Source organism: Bacillus sp. Leaf49, assembly GCF_001426125.1.
Lineage (GTDB): Bacteria > Bacillota > Bacilli > Bacillales > Bacillaceae > Bacillus > Bacillus altitudinis.
The window spans coordinates 50,169-64,733 of sequence record NZ_LMRK01000023.1 but is presented as its reverse complement, the minus strand read 5'-3'; the positions used below and the strand labels follow the sequence as shown (position 1 = coordinate 64,733).

Annotated in this window: 17 protein-coding genes; 13 read left to right on the top strand and 4 right to left on the bottom strand. The window is 41.3% G+C overall.

Annotated features, from left to right (window positions below; genetic code table 11):
• Positions 1 to 7: 7 nt before the first annotated feature.
• The gene (locus ASG46_RS16370; RefSeq protein ID WP_056705219.1) at positions 8 to 901 is read right to left on the bottom strand and encodes a YegS/Rv2252/BmrU family lipid kinase; all 894 of its coding nucleotides are present in this window, start codon (positions 899 to 901) and stop codon (positions 8 to 10) included.
• Between the two features lie 167 nt (positions 902 to 1,068).
• Here ASG46_RS16370 and ASG46_RS16365 point away from each other — a divergent pair, with 167 nt between their 5' ends.
• The 6 genes from ASG46_RS16365 to ASG46_RS16340 all read left to right on the top strand — a co-directional run bounded on the left by ASG46_RS16365 (position 1,069) and on the right by ASG46_RS16340 (position 5,590).
• Complete coding sequence (locus ASG46_RS16365) at positions 1,069 to 1,506, top strand: BrxA/BrxB family bacilliredoxin (protein ID WP_007501138.1); 438 nt, start codon at positions 1,069 to 1,071, stop codon at positions 1,504 to 1,506.
• Between the two features lie 196 nt (positions 1,507 to 1,702).
• Positions 1,703 to 2,467, top strand: a complete 765-nt coding sequence (locus tag ASG46_RS16360) for a transporter substrate-binding domain-containing protein (RefSeq protein WP_017357953.1) — start codon at positions 1,703 to 1,705, stop codon at positions 2,465 to 2,467.
• A 127-nt stretch (positions 2,468 to 2,594) separates the two neighbouring features.
• Positions 2,595 to 3,248, top strand: coding sequence for an amino acid ABC transporter permease (locus ASG46_RS16355; RefSeq protein ID WP_008342239.1), 654 nt, complete (start codon positions 2,595 to 2,597; stop codon positions 3,246 to 3,248).
• Positions 3,241 to 3,963: an amino acid ABC transporter ATP-binding protein gene (locus ASG46_RS16350; protein WP_017357952.1), complete on the top strand. Its 723-nt coding sequence runs from the start codon at positions 3,241 to 3,243 to the stop codon at positions 3,961 to 3,963. The genes ASG46_RS16355 and ASG46_RS16350 overlap by 8 nt, the downstream gene beginning before the upstream one ends.
• A 111-nt stretch (positions 3,964 to 4,074) precedes the next feature.
• Entirely contained in the window at positions 4,075 to 5,028 is a 954-nt protein-coding gene (locus ASG46_RS16345) for an aromatic acid exporter family protein (RefSeq protein WP_007501130.1), read from the top strand.
• 52 nt (positions 5,029 to 5,080) lie between these two features.
• A complete protein-coding gene (locus tag ASG46_RS16340; RefSeq protein ID WP_056705218.1) occupies positions 5,081 to 5,590 on the top strand; it encodes a L,D-transpeptidase in 510 nt (169 codons plus the stop codon).
• Between the two features lie 39 nt (positions 5,591 to 5,629).
• On the opposite strand, the gene prli42 is transcribed toward ASG46_RS16340, so the two are convergent.
• A complete protein-coding gene (gene prli42, locus ASG46_RS21000) occupies positions 5,630 to 5,722 on the bottom strand; it encodes a stressosome-associated protein Prli42 (protein ID WP_017357951.1) in 93 nt (30 codons plus the stop codon).
• A 101-nt stretch (positions 5,723 to 5,823) separates the two neighbouring features.
• Here prli42 and mce point away from each other — a divergent pair, with 101 nt between their 5' ends.
• The 4 genes from mce to ASG46_RS16320 are packed head-to-tail and all read left to right on the top strand — an operon-like array spanning position 5,824 to position 9,319.
• The gene (gene mce, locus ASG46_RS16335; RefSeq protein WP_056705217.1) at positions 5,824 to 6,246 is read left to right on the top strand and encodes a methylmalonyl-CoA epimerase; all 423 of its coding nucleotides are present in this window, start codon (positions 5,824 to 5,826) and stop codon (positions 6,244 to 6,246) included.
• Positions 6,239 to 7,702, top strand: a complete 1,464-nt coding sequence (locus ASG46_RS16330; protein ID WP_056705215.1) for an acyl-CoA carboxylase subunit beta — start codon at positions 6,239 to 6,241, stop codon at positions 7,700 to 7,702. The genes mce and ASG46_RS16330 overlap by 8 nt, the downstream gene beginning before the upstream one ends.
• 16 nt (positions 7,703 to 7,718) lie before the next feature.
• Entirely contained in the window at positions 7,719 to 8,840 is a 1,122-nt protein-coding gene (locus ASG46_RS16325; protein WP_035390776.1) for a tripeptidase T, read from the top strand.
• A 14-nt stretch (positions 8,841 to 8,854) separates the two neighbouring features.
• On the top strand, positions 8,855 to 9,319 hold the full coding sequence (locus tag ASG46_RS16320; RefSeq protein WP_008342245.1) for a chemotaxis protein CheW: 465 nt from the start codon (positions 8,855 to 8,857) through the stop codon (positions 9,317 to 9,319).
• Between the two features lie 126 nt (positions 9,320 to 9,445).
• On the opposite strand, the gene ASG46_RS16315 is transcribed toward ASG46_RS16320, so the two are convergent.
• The gene (locus ASG46_RS16315) at positions 9,446 to 10,264 is read right to left on the bottom strand and encodes a membrane protein insertase YidC (protein ID WP_056705214.1); all 819 of its coding nucleotides are present in this window, start codon (positions 10,262 to 10,264) and stop codon (positions 9,446 to 9,448) included.
• A 25-nt stretch (positions 10,265 to 10,289) separates the two neighbouring features.
• On the bottom strand, positions 10,290 to 10,571 hold the full coding sequence (locus ASG46_RS16310) for a hypothetical protein (protein WP_008342247.1): 282 nt from the start codon (positions 10,569 to 10,571) through the stop codon (positions 10,290 to 10,292).
• Positions 10,572 to 10,691: 120 nt separating this feature from the next.
• On the opposite strand from ASG46_RS16310, the gene ASG46_RS16305 reads away from it, so the two are divergent.
• From ASG46_RS16305 to ASG46_RS16295, 3 genes are all read left to right on the top strand, one after another.
• The gene (locus ASG46_RS16305) at positions 10,692 to 11,948 is read left to right on the top strand and encodes a DNA polymerase IV (protein ID WP_024718903.1); all 1,257 of its coding nucleotides are present in this window, start codon (positions 10,692 to 10,694) and stop codon (positions 11,946 to 11,948) included.
• A 98-nt stretch (positions 11,949 to 12,046) separates the two neighbouring features.
• Complete coding sequence (gene gndA / locus ASG46_RS16300; protein WP_017357947.1) at positions 12,047 to 13,456, top strand: NADP-dependent phosphogluconate dehydrogenase; 1,410 nt, start codon at positions 12,047 to 12,049, stop codon at positions 13,454 to 13,456.
• A gap of 256 nt (positions 13,457 to 13,712) precedes the next feature.
• Positions 13,713 to 14,558, top strand: coding sequence for a GRP family sugar transporter (locus ASG46_RS16295; protein WP_024718904.1), 846 nt, complete (start codon positions 13,713 to 13,715; stop codon positions 14,556 to 14,558).
• The last annotated feature ends 7 nt before the right edge of the window (positions 14,559 to 14,565 follow it).

Below are 14,565 nucleotides of genomic sequence, written 5' to 3'. Positions count from 1 at the left end.
GTATTCTTTATTCTGCTGGAACGATAAAGGTCAAATGCTGTTTTAATACTTCAAGGGAAGAAGGAGCGGTCATGTATACTTCACCATCTGTATCTGCATCCATTTCCTCTTTAGTATGAATATGAATGCGGGATGCTTGTATAAGAGACAGGTCACCTTTAAAATCTTCTAGCTCTTCGCGGTTCATTGAAAAAATCTCTTTTAAAGCAGAGAAACTCGTATTTCTGCAAATTAAAATTTCGGCTTTTCCATCATCAATTGAAGCATTTGGCAGATCTAATTTATTTGTACCGATAAAGTGCCCATTCATGACAAGGACAATCACAGCTTCTTCTTCCCAGTTTTCCTCTTCGGTTTCAATGCGTACGTAGAAAGGTTCTGTCTGCTGAAGGGTTCGAAGAGCGCTCGTGAAGTAGCTGATTTTTCCGAGGACAGCTTTTTCTTTATCATTAATATTGTTTGAGGTATCTGCGATGAGACCAATCCCCCAAAAATTTAAAAGGTATCGATCCTCTGCTTTGATTAAATCGACCTTTTTTTCAGTGCCATCTATCACCATTTGAGCGGCCTTTGGCATCTGCTGGGGGATGCCCAGCGTTCTAGAAAAGTCATTGCACGTCCCGCCAGGTAAGATCGCTACAGTCGGCCTTTTTTCTAAACCGCCAATTCCATTCATGCATTCATGGACGGTTCCGTCTCCGCCTAGTATAATCAGCAATTCAACCGACTCATCCATCTCACGGCAGAAATGATAGGCATCATTCGGCTGTTTTGTAGGCTTAAGGATGAGTTCATCAATATGTAAAGAAAGAAGAGGTACTGTTTGACCTAGTGTTTTTTCCATGTTTTTTTGTCCAGCATTTCCATTATAAATGAGTATCGCTTTTTTGAATAGTGCCATCACGCAGTTCTCCCTTTCATCACTTTACTATCACTTTTCCCCAATTCCACAGGTCATAAACGACGTTTGAAAAAAGTGAAGGGGGCGAAACAAGACATTTGCCCGCCGGCGTTTTCCTTGATATGATGTAGTTAAAATGGTTTGGTACGTAGAAGGAGTGGACGGTTATGAATATTGATTTTAATTTATTTATGAATGATATTGTGAAACAAGCACGAGAAGAGATTAAACAGGCAGGTTATACGGAACTGACAACAGCTGAAGAAGTCGATGAAGCACTGACGAAAAAAGGAACGACACTTGTCATGGTGAATTCAGTGTGCGGCTGTGCAGGCGGTATTGCTAGACCAGCGGCTGGTTATTCTGTTCATTACGATAAGCGTCCAGATCAATTGCTCACAGTGTTTGCTGGACAGGACAAAGAAGCAACCGCAAGAGCACGTGAATACTTTGAAGGCTTCCCGCCATCTTCACCATCATTTGCTCTATTAAAAGACGGGAAAATCATTAAAATGGTCGAACGTCACGAAATCGAAGGACATGAACCGATGGAAGTGGTGTCAAAACTTCAAGCCGCTTTCGATGAGTATTGCGAAGAAGTGTAACATGTTACTTTTGAATGAATTATTCAAATGCAGTCCGGTCTTTTGATCGGTCTGTTTTTTTGTTTTACATGACATAAGAATCAAAATAATTTTAGCAAAATACTATTGCATATCAAAAAGAAAGTGTTTAAAATACATTATAGTGAATAAATATTCAAATCTACTCATGATTTTAAATACTAGGAGGCATTATCATATGAAAAAGTGGTTATTATTACTTATGACAGCTGGTCTTGCAGCTGCATTAGCAGCATGCGGAACTTCTTCTAATAATTCAAACGCATCAGGAGACGACAAAACACTCATTATGGCGACTTCAGCAGATTATCCGCCATTTGAATCAAAAGACGGTGATAAAATTATCGGTTTTGATGTCGACCTTGCTACAGCTCTAGCGAAAAAGAACGGCTACAAGCTAGAAATTCAAGATATGGACTTTGCAAGCCTCGTGTCAGCTCTTAAAACAAATAAAGCTGATATTGTGCTTGCAGGCATGACACCTACTGAAAAGCGTAAAAAACAAGTTGATTTCTCAGATGTTTACTACAATGCTGAAAACTTGGTTGTATCAAAAAAATCTAGCGGTATGAAAACAGAGAAAGATTTAAAAGACAAAACGGTTGGCGTTCAATTAGGTTCTATCCAGCAAGATGAAGCAAATGGATTGCAAAAGAAATATAACTTAACGGTCGAAGATCGTAATAAAATCTCTGATATCATTCAAGAAATTAAGGCAGGCCGTTTTGATGCAGCCATTATTGAAGATAAAGTAGCGGCTGGCTACTTGAAAAAGGAAAAAGATTTCCAAGCGTTTGGATTGAATAGCTCAAACGAAGGTTCAGCCATTGCATTCAAAAAAAATAGCGACTTAACAGCGAAATTCAATAAATCATTAAAAGAAATGAAGGATAATGGCGAACTTGATAAACTAATTAAAAAATGGTTTGCTGATGAAAAGTAAGTCAGGAAAAGGATCAGCGTCATTCATGAAAATCAAGTAGAAAGCGCTGAAAAGTTCAACATGTGTTGAACTTTTTTCCTGTTTTATTCTTTGATTTTATCTGAAGGAAAAAAAGGAGAATATCATGATGGATTTTAAAGATGTAATACCTCAGATGCCCTTTATTTTAGAAGGTCTTAAAGTAACGCTTTCTATTGTTGTGGTATCACTGTTCCTTGGTTTTATTTTAGGAATCTTATTAACGCTCTGTAAAATTAGTGTATTTAAGCCGCTTATCTGGCTAGCAGATTTTTATACGTCAATCTTCCGAGGCACACCGCTTGTGCTTCAGCTTTTGATTATTTATTTTGGTCTTCCCCAGCTGCTCGGCTTTCAAATTGATCAATACTGGGCAGCTGTAGCCGCATTTTCACTAAACTCGGCGGCGTACGTTTCTGAGATCATTCGTGCAGGAATCAATGCCATTGATAAAGGGCAAAAAGAAGCGGCCGTTGCTTTAGGTATTCCGTATGCTAAAATGATGAAGGACTTATTGCTTCCGCAAGCATTCAAAAATATTTCACCAGCACTTGTGAACGAAACGATTACACTGACAAAAGAATCAGCGATTGTCACAGTCATTGGACTGGGCGATGTCATGAGACGAGCTTATCAAGCAGGTGCCGTCACCTATAACTATCTTGAACCGCTTATTTTTGCAGGTCTCATCTATTATGTCATCGTGCTTATTCTTACCTTCGTCGGCAAATCGGTGGAAAGGAAGTTAAAATCAAATGATTAAAATAGAGAAACTCACAAAATCTTTCGGTAAAAATGAAGTGTTGAAAGGGATTGATACCACGATTAAAGAAGGCGAAGTGGTAGCTGTCATCGGGCCGTCTGGTTCAGGAAAATCAACATTTCTTCGCTGTATTAACTTACTTGAAAAACCGACTTCTGGAGTGATTACGATTCAGGGGACGGAAATTACCAATCCAAAAACAAATGCATTAAAAGTGCGCGAAAATATTGGTATGGTGTTTCAGCATTTTCACTTATTCCCGCACAAAACAGTGCTAGAAAATATTACGTATGCGCCAATGAATGTAAAGAACCAATCGAAGGAAGACAGCATCAAGCAGGCAGAGGAGCTTTTAAAAAAGGTCGGACTTCTAGAGAAAAAAGATGATTATCCGAATCGGCTGTCAGGTGGTCAAAAGCAGCGTGTCGCCATTGCACGTGCCCTTGCGATGACACCAGATATCATGCTTTTTGACGAGCCGACGTCTGCTCTTGATCCAGAAATGGTAAAGGAAGTATTAGAGGTCATGAAAGAGCTCGCTCAATCTGGGATGACGCTGATGATCGTCACACATGAAATGGGCTTTGCAAAAGAAGTGGCAGACCGTGTGATCTTTATGGATGATGGGAAAATTGTAGAGGATGCAAATCCTGTAGAATTCTTTGAATCTCCGTCTTCACAGCGTGCTCAAGATTTCTTACAAAAAATATTATAATGAAAAAAATGAGGAGGAGACTTAACATCTCCTTCTTTTTTTGATTATAATGGGGAAAGTAAAAAAAGTTCATCATTTCACAAAAGTAGACAGAAAAGAGTGAATCACATCATGTTTAAAATCGGCTACCGAACGCTGAAAACAGCATTAGGAACAGCTCTAGCCATTTACATTGCACAAATGCTCGGTCTGCAAAACTATTCAGCTGCCGGCATTATTACGATCCTTTGTATTCAGGTGACGAAAAAAAGGTCACTCCTCGCATCTGGGGCCCGCTTTGCCGCATGCAGTCTTGCCATCTTATTTTCTTATTTATTTTTTGATCTGATTGGGTATCATCCTTTCGTCATTGGACTAATGCTGCTCGTCTTTATTCCAACAACGGTCTTGCTTCGGATTAAAGAAGGGATTGTCACAAGTTCAGTGATTATCCTTCATTTGTATATGTCTGGAGGCATTACGCTTCATCTCATCTGGAATGAGCTTTTACTCATCACCATTGGTGTAGGGGTCGCACTCATTATGAACCTGTATATGCCTAGCGTTGATAAAAAGCTGAAACAATACAGTGAACAGATTGAAGCGAATTTTGCGAAAATCTTTGAAGAAATCGAGCAATATTTAATGACCGGAAAACAAGACTGGACAGGAAAAGAAATACCAGAGACGCATCAATTGATTAAAGAAGCGAAAGCTCTTGCATACCGTGATGTTGAAAACCATGTCTTAAGACATGAAAATCTGTATTATCATTATTTCAACATGAGACAAAAGCAATTTGAAATCATTGAGCGGGTGCTTCCGAAAATTACGTCCATTTCTGTTACAACGGAGCATGGGCAAATCATTGCAGAATATATTAGAGATTTACGAGAACATATTCACCCAGGGAACACGGCGCATAAGTTCTTAAGACGCCTGATTGATATGAAAGAAGAGTTTGATGCACTGCCGCTTCCGCAAACACGTGAAGAATTTGAAGCTAGAGCCGCACTCTTTCATTTTCTCGGGGAAATGGAACAATATTTGGTGCTGAAAAGTTATTTTAAAGGGATGAAAGAATAAAGACGCATGAGTTCCTCCTTCATTGGTCAATCTAATGAAAAAGGAGGAGCCTATGCGTCTTTTATTTTATACTCTGCTGGCCATGTCCCTTTCACCCATCTGGCCGCTCGGGCAAAACCCGCTTCCAGGTGATCCGTATGTCATTATTAATAAACAAACGAATGAGCTTGCGTATATTGATCATGGGAAAATTCAAAAAGTCTACCCGGCTTCTACTGGCAAAACAGCTGATTTAACGCCAGAAGGTGAATTTACGATTATGATCAAAGCGAAAGATCCTTATTACAGAAGAAAAAATATTGAAGGCGGCGCAAAGAATAACCCACTCGGCCGAAGGTGGATTGGATTTGATGCGCGAGGAACCGACGGGAGAACCTATGGCATTCATGGAACAAGTGATGAGACATCGATAGGGAAATTTATTACGGCAGGCTGTGTACGTCTTCATAATCAAGATGTAGAACGGCTGTTTGATCAGCTTCCAGTTGGTACAAAAGTATGGATCACGACATCAAGCGATGCATTTGAAAAACTGGCCAAAGACAAACAGGCCATTCGTTAAAAAACGAATCATCTGCTTGTCTGCTTTTTTATCAACACTTTATAAAAAGGCTGCCGCTCCTGCTAAAAGTGAAGAAATTAACAGTAAGCTAATCATGAGCAATACCATAAATTTCATGAATTTCTGAGACATATCGCACCCCTATAATCAAATGTTTTTGCGACGAGCGCACCTTTCTTTATTCTAGCTCGTTTTTACGCAGGCGACAAGTGATGTACAAAGGAAGTGAACGGATGAATCAAATCGATCATATAGCCATTGCCGTTTTCTCAATTCAAAAAACAGCACGTACGTTCTCTAGGCTGTTTAACTGGGAATTTTCAGACATAGAAGTACTTCCGAATCAAGGGGTCAAGGTATCTTTTGCTTCCCTAGGTGATCTGCACATTGAGTTGATTGAACCGATGTCGGATCACAGCACATTACATACCTTTTTAATAAAAAGAGGAGAGGGGCTTCATCATATTGCATTAAAGTCAGGTGACATTCAGGCTGATCTCAGTCAACTTGACGAGCTCGGCATGCAGCTCATTCAAAAAGGCGCACAAAATGGTGCGAACGGAAAGCGCATTGCGTTTATTTCACCAAAAGAAACGTCAGGTGTGCTAATTGAATTGTGTGAGCCTTTGAAAGGAGAGAAACAGGAAGATGCATGAATCGTTCAATGACTTGTCTGAATGGCGCGAGAAAGCTTTAAGGGGCGGCGGTGAAAAACGAGCAGCGGCTCACCGAAACAAAGGAAAGCTGACTGTTCGTCAGCGGCTTCATGAACTTCTTGATGAAGGCAGCTTTATGGAAATCCAGTCATTTGCTAAAGGCTGCCGCTCAGAACATTTAGGGGATGGCGTTGTCACTGGGACGGGACTGATTCATGGGAGACAAGTAGGCGTTTATGCACAAGATGCGACCGTGTACGGGGGTTCGCTAGGGGACATGCATGCGAAAAAAATAGCGGCTTTAATGGATTTGGCTGCTAAAAATCAAATGCCTGTTATCGGTCTAAAAGACTCAGGTGGTGCGAGAATTCAAGAGGGTGTGGTATCATTAGAGGGATACGGTCAGATTTTTAAACGGAATGTGCTGTACTCTGGTCAAATTCCGCAAATATCCGTTATTTTAGGCTCCTGTGCGGGAGGTGCAGTATATTCACCTGCATTGACGGATTTTGTATTCATGACGGAGCAAACAGCTCATATGTTTTTAACTGGTCCGAAAGTGATAGAAAAAGCAACAGGAGAGACGGTCTGTCCTGACTGGCTTGGAGGTGCAGCGGTTCAGCATCAAACAAGCGGGAATGTGCACTATACAGGGAAAGATGAGAGAGACGTGTTAAAAGCAGTTCGAACGCTTTTAACGTACATACCAACGAAACGACGGCCTGTCATTCATCGTAAGGTGCAAAAGCATGATGCGAGCGATCTTGGGAACATCTTGCCAAAGGAGCCATCACGTACTTATGATGTCAAACAAGTGGTGACAGCGATCACCGACCACGGCTCATTTTTTGAAACGCAGCGTTGTTTCTCCAAAAATATCGTCACAGGTTTTGCCAGATTACAAGGGTCTTCCATTGGTCTTGTAGCCAATCAGCCTAAGGTGCTGGCAGGAAGCCTTGACCTCGATGCAGCTGATAAAGCGGCTCGGTTTATTCGATTTTGCGATGCATTTCATATTCCCATTTTAACCCTTGTGGACGTTCCTGGTTTTTTGCCAGGGGAGAAAGCTGAGCATGCAGGCATTATCCGCCACGGCGCAAAGCTTCTGTATGCGTACGCTGAGGCGACCGTTCCAAAGATCACTCTGATTTTGCGAAAGGCATTTGGCGGTGCATACGTTGCGATGAATAGTAAGGGCTTAGGTGCTGACTTTGTGTATGCATGGCCAGAGGCAGAAATTGATGTCATGGGAAAAGCATTTGCAGACGAAATTGTTCATCCTGCTTTGCGTGAGGTGGACAATGAAGCTAGTGTCATGAAGGCAGCACAATTAGGATTAATCGACGATATTTTAATGCCAGATGAAACGAGAGAGCGGCTCATTCGCTCATTTGACCTGCTTCGCAGTAAGGAAGAAGATAGACCGTTAAAAAAGCATGGAAACATGCCGCTATAAGAGGAGGAACATCATCATGATCAATGAGAAACGCTTATTAGACGAATTTTTAGAACTTGTTCAAATCGATTCAGAAACAAAACATGAAGAAAAAATTGTTGAAGTCCTAAAAGAGAAATTTACTGGTTTAGGGCTTAATGTAGTAGAAGATGATTCAAAAGAGACAACCGGCCATGGAGCAGGCAATCTTATTTGCACACTTGAAGGGAATCAAGAGGCAGATACGATTTATTTTACTTCTCATATGGATACAGTTGTACCAGGTAATGGTGTTAAGCCAGTCATTGAAGACGGCTATGTCAAGACAGATGGCACAACCATTCTTGGTGCTGACGATAAAACAGGGCTTGCTGCAATGTTTGAAGCGATCCGTGTCCTAAAAGAGAAAAATGTACCGCATGGCAAGATTGAATTTGTCATTACAGCTGGTGAAGAATCAGGACTTGTAGGAGCAAAAGCGTTAGATCCGAAACTGATGACAGCAAAATATGGTTATGCGCTTGATTCAGATGGCAAAGTCGGTACTATTATCGTGGCTGCGCCAACACAGGCGAAAGTACGTGCAACCATTTACGGAAAAACAGCTCACGCAGGTGTGGCACCTGAAAAAGGCGTCTCTGCGATTACGATTGCATCAAAAGCGATCGCGAGCATGCCGCTTGGCCGTATTGATGAAGAAACAACGGCGAATATCGGCCGCTTTGAAGGCGGAACACAAACGAATATTGTCTGTGATCAAGTGGATATTTTGGCAGAGGCACGTTCTTTAGAACCGGCAAAAATGGAAGCGCAAGTAGCGAAAATGAAAGAAGCCTTTGAAAAAACCGCTAAAGAAATGGGCGGAAGTGCCGATGTACAAATTGACATCATGTATCCAGGCTTTAAATTCTCACACGGCGATCAAGTCGTTGAAGTGGCGAAAAAAGCGGCTGCGAAAATTGGCCGTCCTTCAGAACTACAGACAAGCGGGGGAGGCAGTGATGCAAACGTCATTGCTGGAAACGGCATCCCGACCGTCAACCTAGCTGTTGGATATGAAGATATTCATACGAAAAATGAGAAAATGCCGATTGAAGAATTAGTCAAGACAGCTGAAATGGTTCTCGCCATTATCGAAGAAACGACAAATCCATCGTAAAGGCAGGAGACTCTGTGAGCACGCAAAAGATCATTATTTTCCAGGTGGGACAAGAGGATTTTGGTATCAGCGTAGAACATATACGCTCAATTGAGAAGGTCCCTTATTTACAAGAAGTATCGAACCTTCCAAAAGAGATTAAAGGACTCATGTCGTTAAGAGGAGAGGTCATTCCAGTCAGTGACACAGGTGTCATGCTGCACGGAAAACCTCTGGATGTAACCGAACAGTCTAAGGTTCTACTATTTGAATTAAACGATCAAATGATTGGCTGCCTTGTTTCTGATGCAAAAGATATCATAGATATCGAGCTAAGTGAGATCAAGCCATTTCATATGAACACAAAAGCATCTGAATATTTCTTCGGCGTCGTTGAGAGAGAGAACAAGATGATTTTACAAGTGGACCCTAATAAGTTTCTAGGGAAAATTGAGGATCTTGATCAATTGCCTGAGCGATTGAAAGAGGAATTGGCATAAACAAAGGCCCCTTATCCATGGATAAGGGGTCATTTTGCGTGCCGGAGCTCACGCATCTTTTATTTGTTGCGCTCTACAGAAGACAAATAAAGCCCCCTTATCATGTTCCGGTAAGGGGGCTATAATTTATTCAGCTGCTGGGTTAACTGAATCGTTTGCCGCAGCTTTTGTTTTTGATTTTTGGTACATCACATTTAAAATAATCGTTTGAATGGTGAGTAAAAGTCCACTTGTCATCCAATATAAAGGAAGAGCAGCGGGAGCATTAATTGATAGAAACAGCATCATGACTGGGAAAATCATGCCCATGATTTTTGCTTGTTTCAGTGCAGCTTCTGTTTGGGTGCCTGATTGTTTTGCGAATTTTTGTGTGACATAAAATTGCAAGAAATACATGGCCCCTGCAAAGATCGCCACCAAAAGATCAGTTTGTCCTAAGTTAAACCATAAGAACGAATGTGTTGCGATCTCAGGTGTTGAGCGGATTGCTGAGTAAAAGCCAAGAACAATTGGGATTTGAATCAGCATCGGCAGACAGCCCATTGCCAGCGGGTTCACATTGTTGTCTTTATATACTTTCATCATTTCCATTTGCAGTTCTTTTTGTTTTTCAGGTTCTTTCGTTTTTTTCAATTTGCTTTGTATTTGGTCAATCTGAGGTTTAACGAGTGCCATTTTCTCTTGCATCACTCTCTGCTTTTTAAATTGGTTTGCAAAAAGCGGGAAAATAAGCAGCCGGACAATCAATGTCACGAACATAATAGATAAACCGTAGTCATCATGGAAAAAGTTCGCAAGCCAGATAATCAACTCAGAAAAAGGCTGAACAAAATAATGATGGAAAAACCCATCAGAGCTTGTATTTGTTTGCGCACTGGCAGCAAATGCCGGTGACGCTACCATCATCAAAAATAAAGTCGTACAAATAGTCAATAAACGTTTCAATTCGTTTCCTCCTCAATAATAAAGTCTAATAAGAGAGAGGAAGCGAATGGTCTTCATCATCATTTGATGATCTTTTCATTCGAATGACTTTACTAATCCAAGTTGTAATGCGATCATATATGATAAACAGAAAGTCTGTTCGATTCAAACAAGATGCATCCAACTCTTCTAAACGATGTCCTCCGAGGTGCTCGTTCATTCGGCAGTCTTTTAATAAGAAAGCAATACCGATGGCGGTCAGCGCTGGAAGAATAATCGTAAAGAATTCAACAAGGAAAAAGACTTCATTGAATGTATCAATAATCATGATTATCACATCCATTTCATTACTCACAGTGTACTATACACCATATGAAATGTCTAATGGAACAAACAGGTGAAATCAAGGTGAAGTGAAGGAAAGTAGATCACCTAAGGAGGCAAGCAAATGGCTGATTCTCAAAAGAAGGGGCGAATCATTTTTCATATTGATATGAATAGTTTTTATGCATCGGTAGAAATGGCGTATGATCCTTCTTTGAGAGGGAAACCTTTAGCCATTAGCGGAAATGCAAAAGAGCGCAAAGGGATAGTTGTGACCTGCAGCTACGAGGCAAGAGCACTCGGGGTGAAGCCGCCGATGCCACTCTGGGAAGCGAAGCGGCTATGTCCGGGACTGATTGTGCGTACACCCAACTTCGACCGGTACCGCAGCTCCTCACAAGAAATGTTTACCATACTAAGAGAATATAGTGACTTAGTTGAACCCGTTTCAATTGATGAAGGCTATATTGATTTAACCGATACACCTTATGCTGAGCATGCCGTGAAAACCGCTCATGATATTCAAACGAGGCTCGTAGAAGAGCTCATGCTTCCATCGAGTATTGGCATTGCACCGAATAAATTTCTAGCGAAGATGGCGTCTAATTGGAAAAAGCCAATGGGCATTACCATTTTGCGTAAACGAGATGTCCCGACAATGCTCTGGCCGCTCCCTGCAGGTGACATGCATGGGGTTGGACAGAAAACGGCAGATAAGCTGAAAACCATCGGAATTCATACTATTGAAGATTTAGCAAAAGCGAATGAATATGCGCTGAAAGAGTTATTAGGCATCAATGGACCGAGGTTAAAGCAAAAAGCAAACGGAGAGCATGACGGCATTGTCGACCCAGAAAGAATATACGAATTTAAATCTGTCGGCAATTCTTCCACTCTTCCTCACGATTCTGATGATACAGATGAACTCGTCTCATTAATAGAAAAACTGTCGCAATCGGTGAGTGCCAGATTACGAAGAAAAGAAGTGATGGCAAATCGGCTGCTCATTATGATTCGGTATGCAAGCTGGAAAAATATCACACGGAGCGTCACACTCACGAATCCAACTGATGGAAAGGAAGATCTATTTGAGGCGGCAAAGCAGCTATTCCTAAAGCATTGGAATGACCAGCCAGTAAGACTTTTAGGTGTGACGGGGACCGATCTTGTGGAACGAAAATCAGCCGTCAAGCAGCTTGATTTATTCTCTTATACAGAAGATGCAAAAGACGAACCGCTCCAATCTCTTTTAGACGGACTGAAAGAAAAATACGGTAAACCACTCATCCAAAGAGGAGTAACCATTAAGGAAAAAGAGAGCAAAACAAGTGGTACAAGTTTTAATAAAGACTTTTTTCAGGACGAAAGAGGAAATGACTAGCCTGAAAACTTGATAAAAGAGGTGATGTTGTGGTAATTTCAAAGGGTACATCATTTCAGCAGTAATCAATATAGTGTGTTAGAAGGGACGTCAGAATTATGTCAAAACAACAAATCGGTGTCGTTGGACTAGCCGTTATGGGGAAAAACCTTGCCCTAAATATTGAAAGCCGCGGTTTCTCCGTGTCCGTTTATAACAGATCTAGCAGCAAAACAGAAGAGTTTCTTCAAGAATCACAAGGGAAAAACGTTGTAGGCACATACAGCATTGAAGAATTTGTTCAATCGCTTGAAACGCCGCGTAAAATTCTTTTAATGGTAAAAGCGGGTGCAGCAACAGATGCAACCATTCAATCATTATTGCCTCACCTAGAGAAAGGTGACATTTTAATTGATGGTGGAAATACATATTACAAGGATACACAAAGACGTAACCAAGAGCTTGCGGAAAGTGGTATTCACTTCATTGGTACAGGTGTTTCTGGCGGTGAAGAAGGCGCACTTAAAGGTCCTTCTATCATGCCTGGCGGTCAAAAAGAAGCGCACGAGCTAGTGAAACCAATTTTAGAAGCCATCTCTGCGAAAGTAGATGGTGAGCCTTGTACAACGTATATCGGTCCAGATGGAGCAGGACATTATGTCAAAATGGTTCATAACGGTATCGAGTACGGAGACATGCAATTGATCTCTGAATCATACTTTATCTTGAAGCATGTGGCAGGATTGTCAGCAGAGGAGCTTCATGAAGTATTCTCAGAGTGGAATAAAGGCGAGCTTGACAGCTATTTAATTGAAATTACAGCTGACATTTTCACAAAAGTGGATGAAGAAACAAATCAGCCGCTTGTGGATGTGATCTTAGATAAAGCTGGACAAAAAGGAACTGGGAAATGGACGAGCCAAAGCTCTCTTGATCTAGGTGTTCCGCTTCCAATCATTACTGAATCTGTTTTCGCGCGTTACATTTCAGCAATGAAAGATGAGCGTGTTGAAGCAAGTCAATTAATTGAAGGTCCTAAGCCAGCGCAATCAGCAGAGAATAAACAAGAGCTGATCGAAGCGGTTAGAAAAGCCCTATTCATGAGTAAAATCTGCTCATATGCACAAGGTTTTGCGCAAATGAAAGCAGCGTCTGATGAGTATAACTGGGATTTGAAATACGGTGAAATTGCCATGATCTTCCGTGGTGGATGTATCATTCGTGCAGCCTTCCTGCAGCAAATCAAAGAAGCATATGACCGTAACCCTGAATTGAAAAACCTATTGCTTGATCCTTACTTCAAGGATATCGTAGAAAGCTATCAATCATCACTTCGTAAAGTGATTTCACTTGCAGTAGAACAAGGTGTTCCTGTTCCTTCATTCTCAAGTGCACTAGCTTACTTTGATAGCTATCGTACAGCTGTCCTTCCAGCTAACTTAATTCAAGCACAGCGTGACTACTTCGGCGCACATACATATGAGCGCACAGATAAAGAAGGCGTCTTCCATACTGAATGGATGAAATAAATATAAAACCTCAAAAGACCTTACCTTTGGTAAGGTCTTAGATTGTTGACAAAGGGCTAAAATGAACTTGATTTTAGCCCTTTGTCTTCTTTTTAGCGTGATAGAAAACCTTTGCAGGACTGACACCGAATGCGAGGGTTTGTCTACACGCTGTGACCTTACCTTTGGTAAGGTCTTTTTTGTGTTTACATCTATTCGGCTAAAAATCCGAAAAAGAGGGATGCTAAGTAAAAAAGAACAGAAAGTAGGGATAGAAGTGGGCATTTTATATGCACTTCTCCCAGCGATATTTTGGGGAAGTATTGTTCTCATCAGTGTCAAACTTGGCGGGAATGCCTATCAGCAAACACTCGGCATTACCCTCGGCGCTTTTTTGTTTTCAATCGGCGCCTATTTGATCAAAATGCCGGAACTGACACCGCTTATTTTTGCGGTTTCCGTTATCTCTGGGATCTTTTGGAGTATTGGGCAAATGAATCAGCTTTCAAGTGTCGCCTTTCTAGGGGTGTCAAAGGCTGTTCCTTTATCAACGGGTATGCAGCTTGTGAGCACGACATTATTTGGTGTCATTGTCTTCAAAGAATGGCAGACCATGACGGTCATACTTATTGGTTCTTGTGCCATTTTATTTATTATTGCTGGCGTTGTCATGACATCCCTCGGTCAAAAAAAGAGTGGCGGAAACGAGGGCGGCAATTTTAAAAAGGGAATCATCATTTTGCTCATCTCAACCGTAGGCTACGTCGGATACGTCGTCATTTTAAGATGGTTTCATATAGATGGTTGGTCTGCGCTCGTTCCGCAATCTGTCGGCATGCTGCTTTCATCGTTAGCGATTAGTCTAAAGCAAGACCCGTTTAGCAAATATACGTTTAGAAATATCATTGCTGGTCTTGTGTGGTCGACAGGAAATCTAGGGCTTCTTTTGGCGATTCCACTCATTGGCGTAGCAGTAAGTTTTTCCATGTCTCAAACAGGAATTGTCATCTCGACTTTAGGCGGTATTTATTTATTAAAAGAGAAAGCATCTAAAACAAGCTTTGTCATTGCAGGCTGCTTGATGATTATCGCAGGTGGTGTGCTACTAGGTTTTACAAAATAGGAGGTTT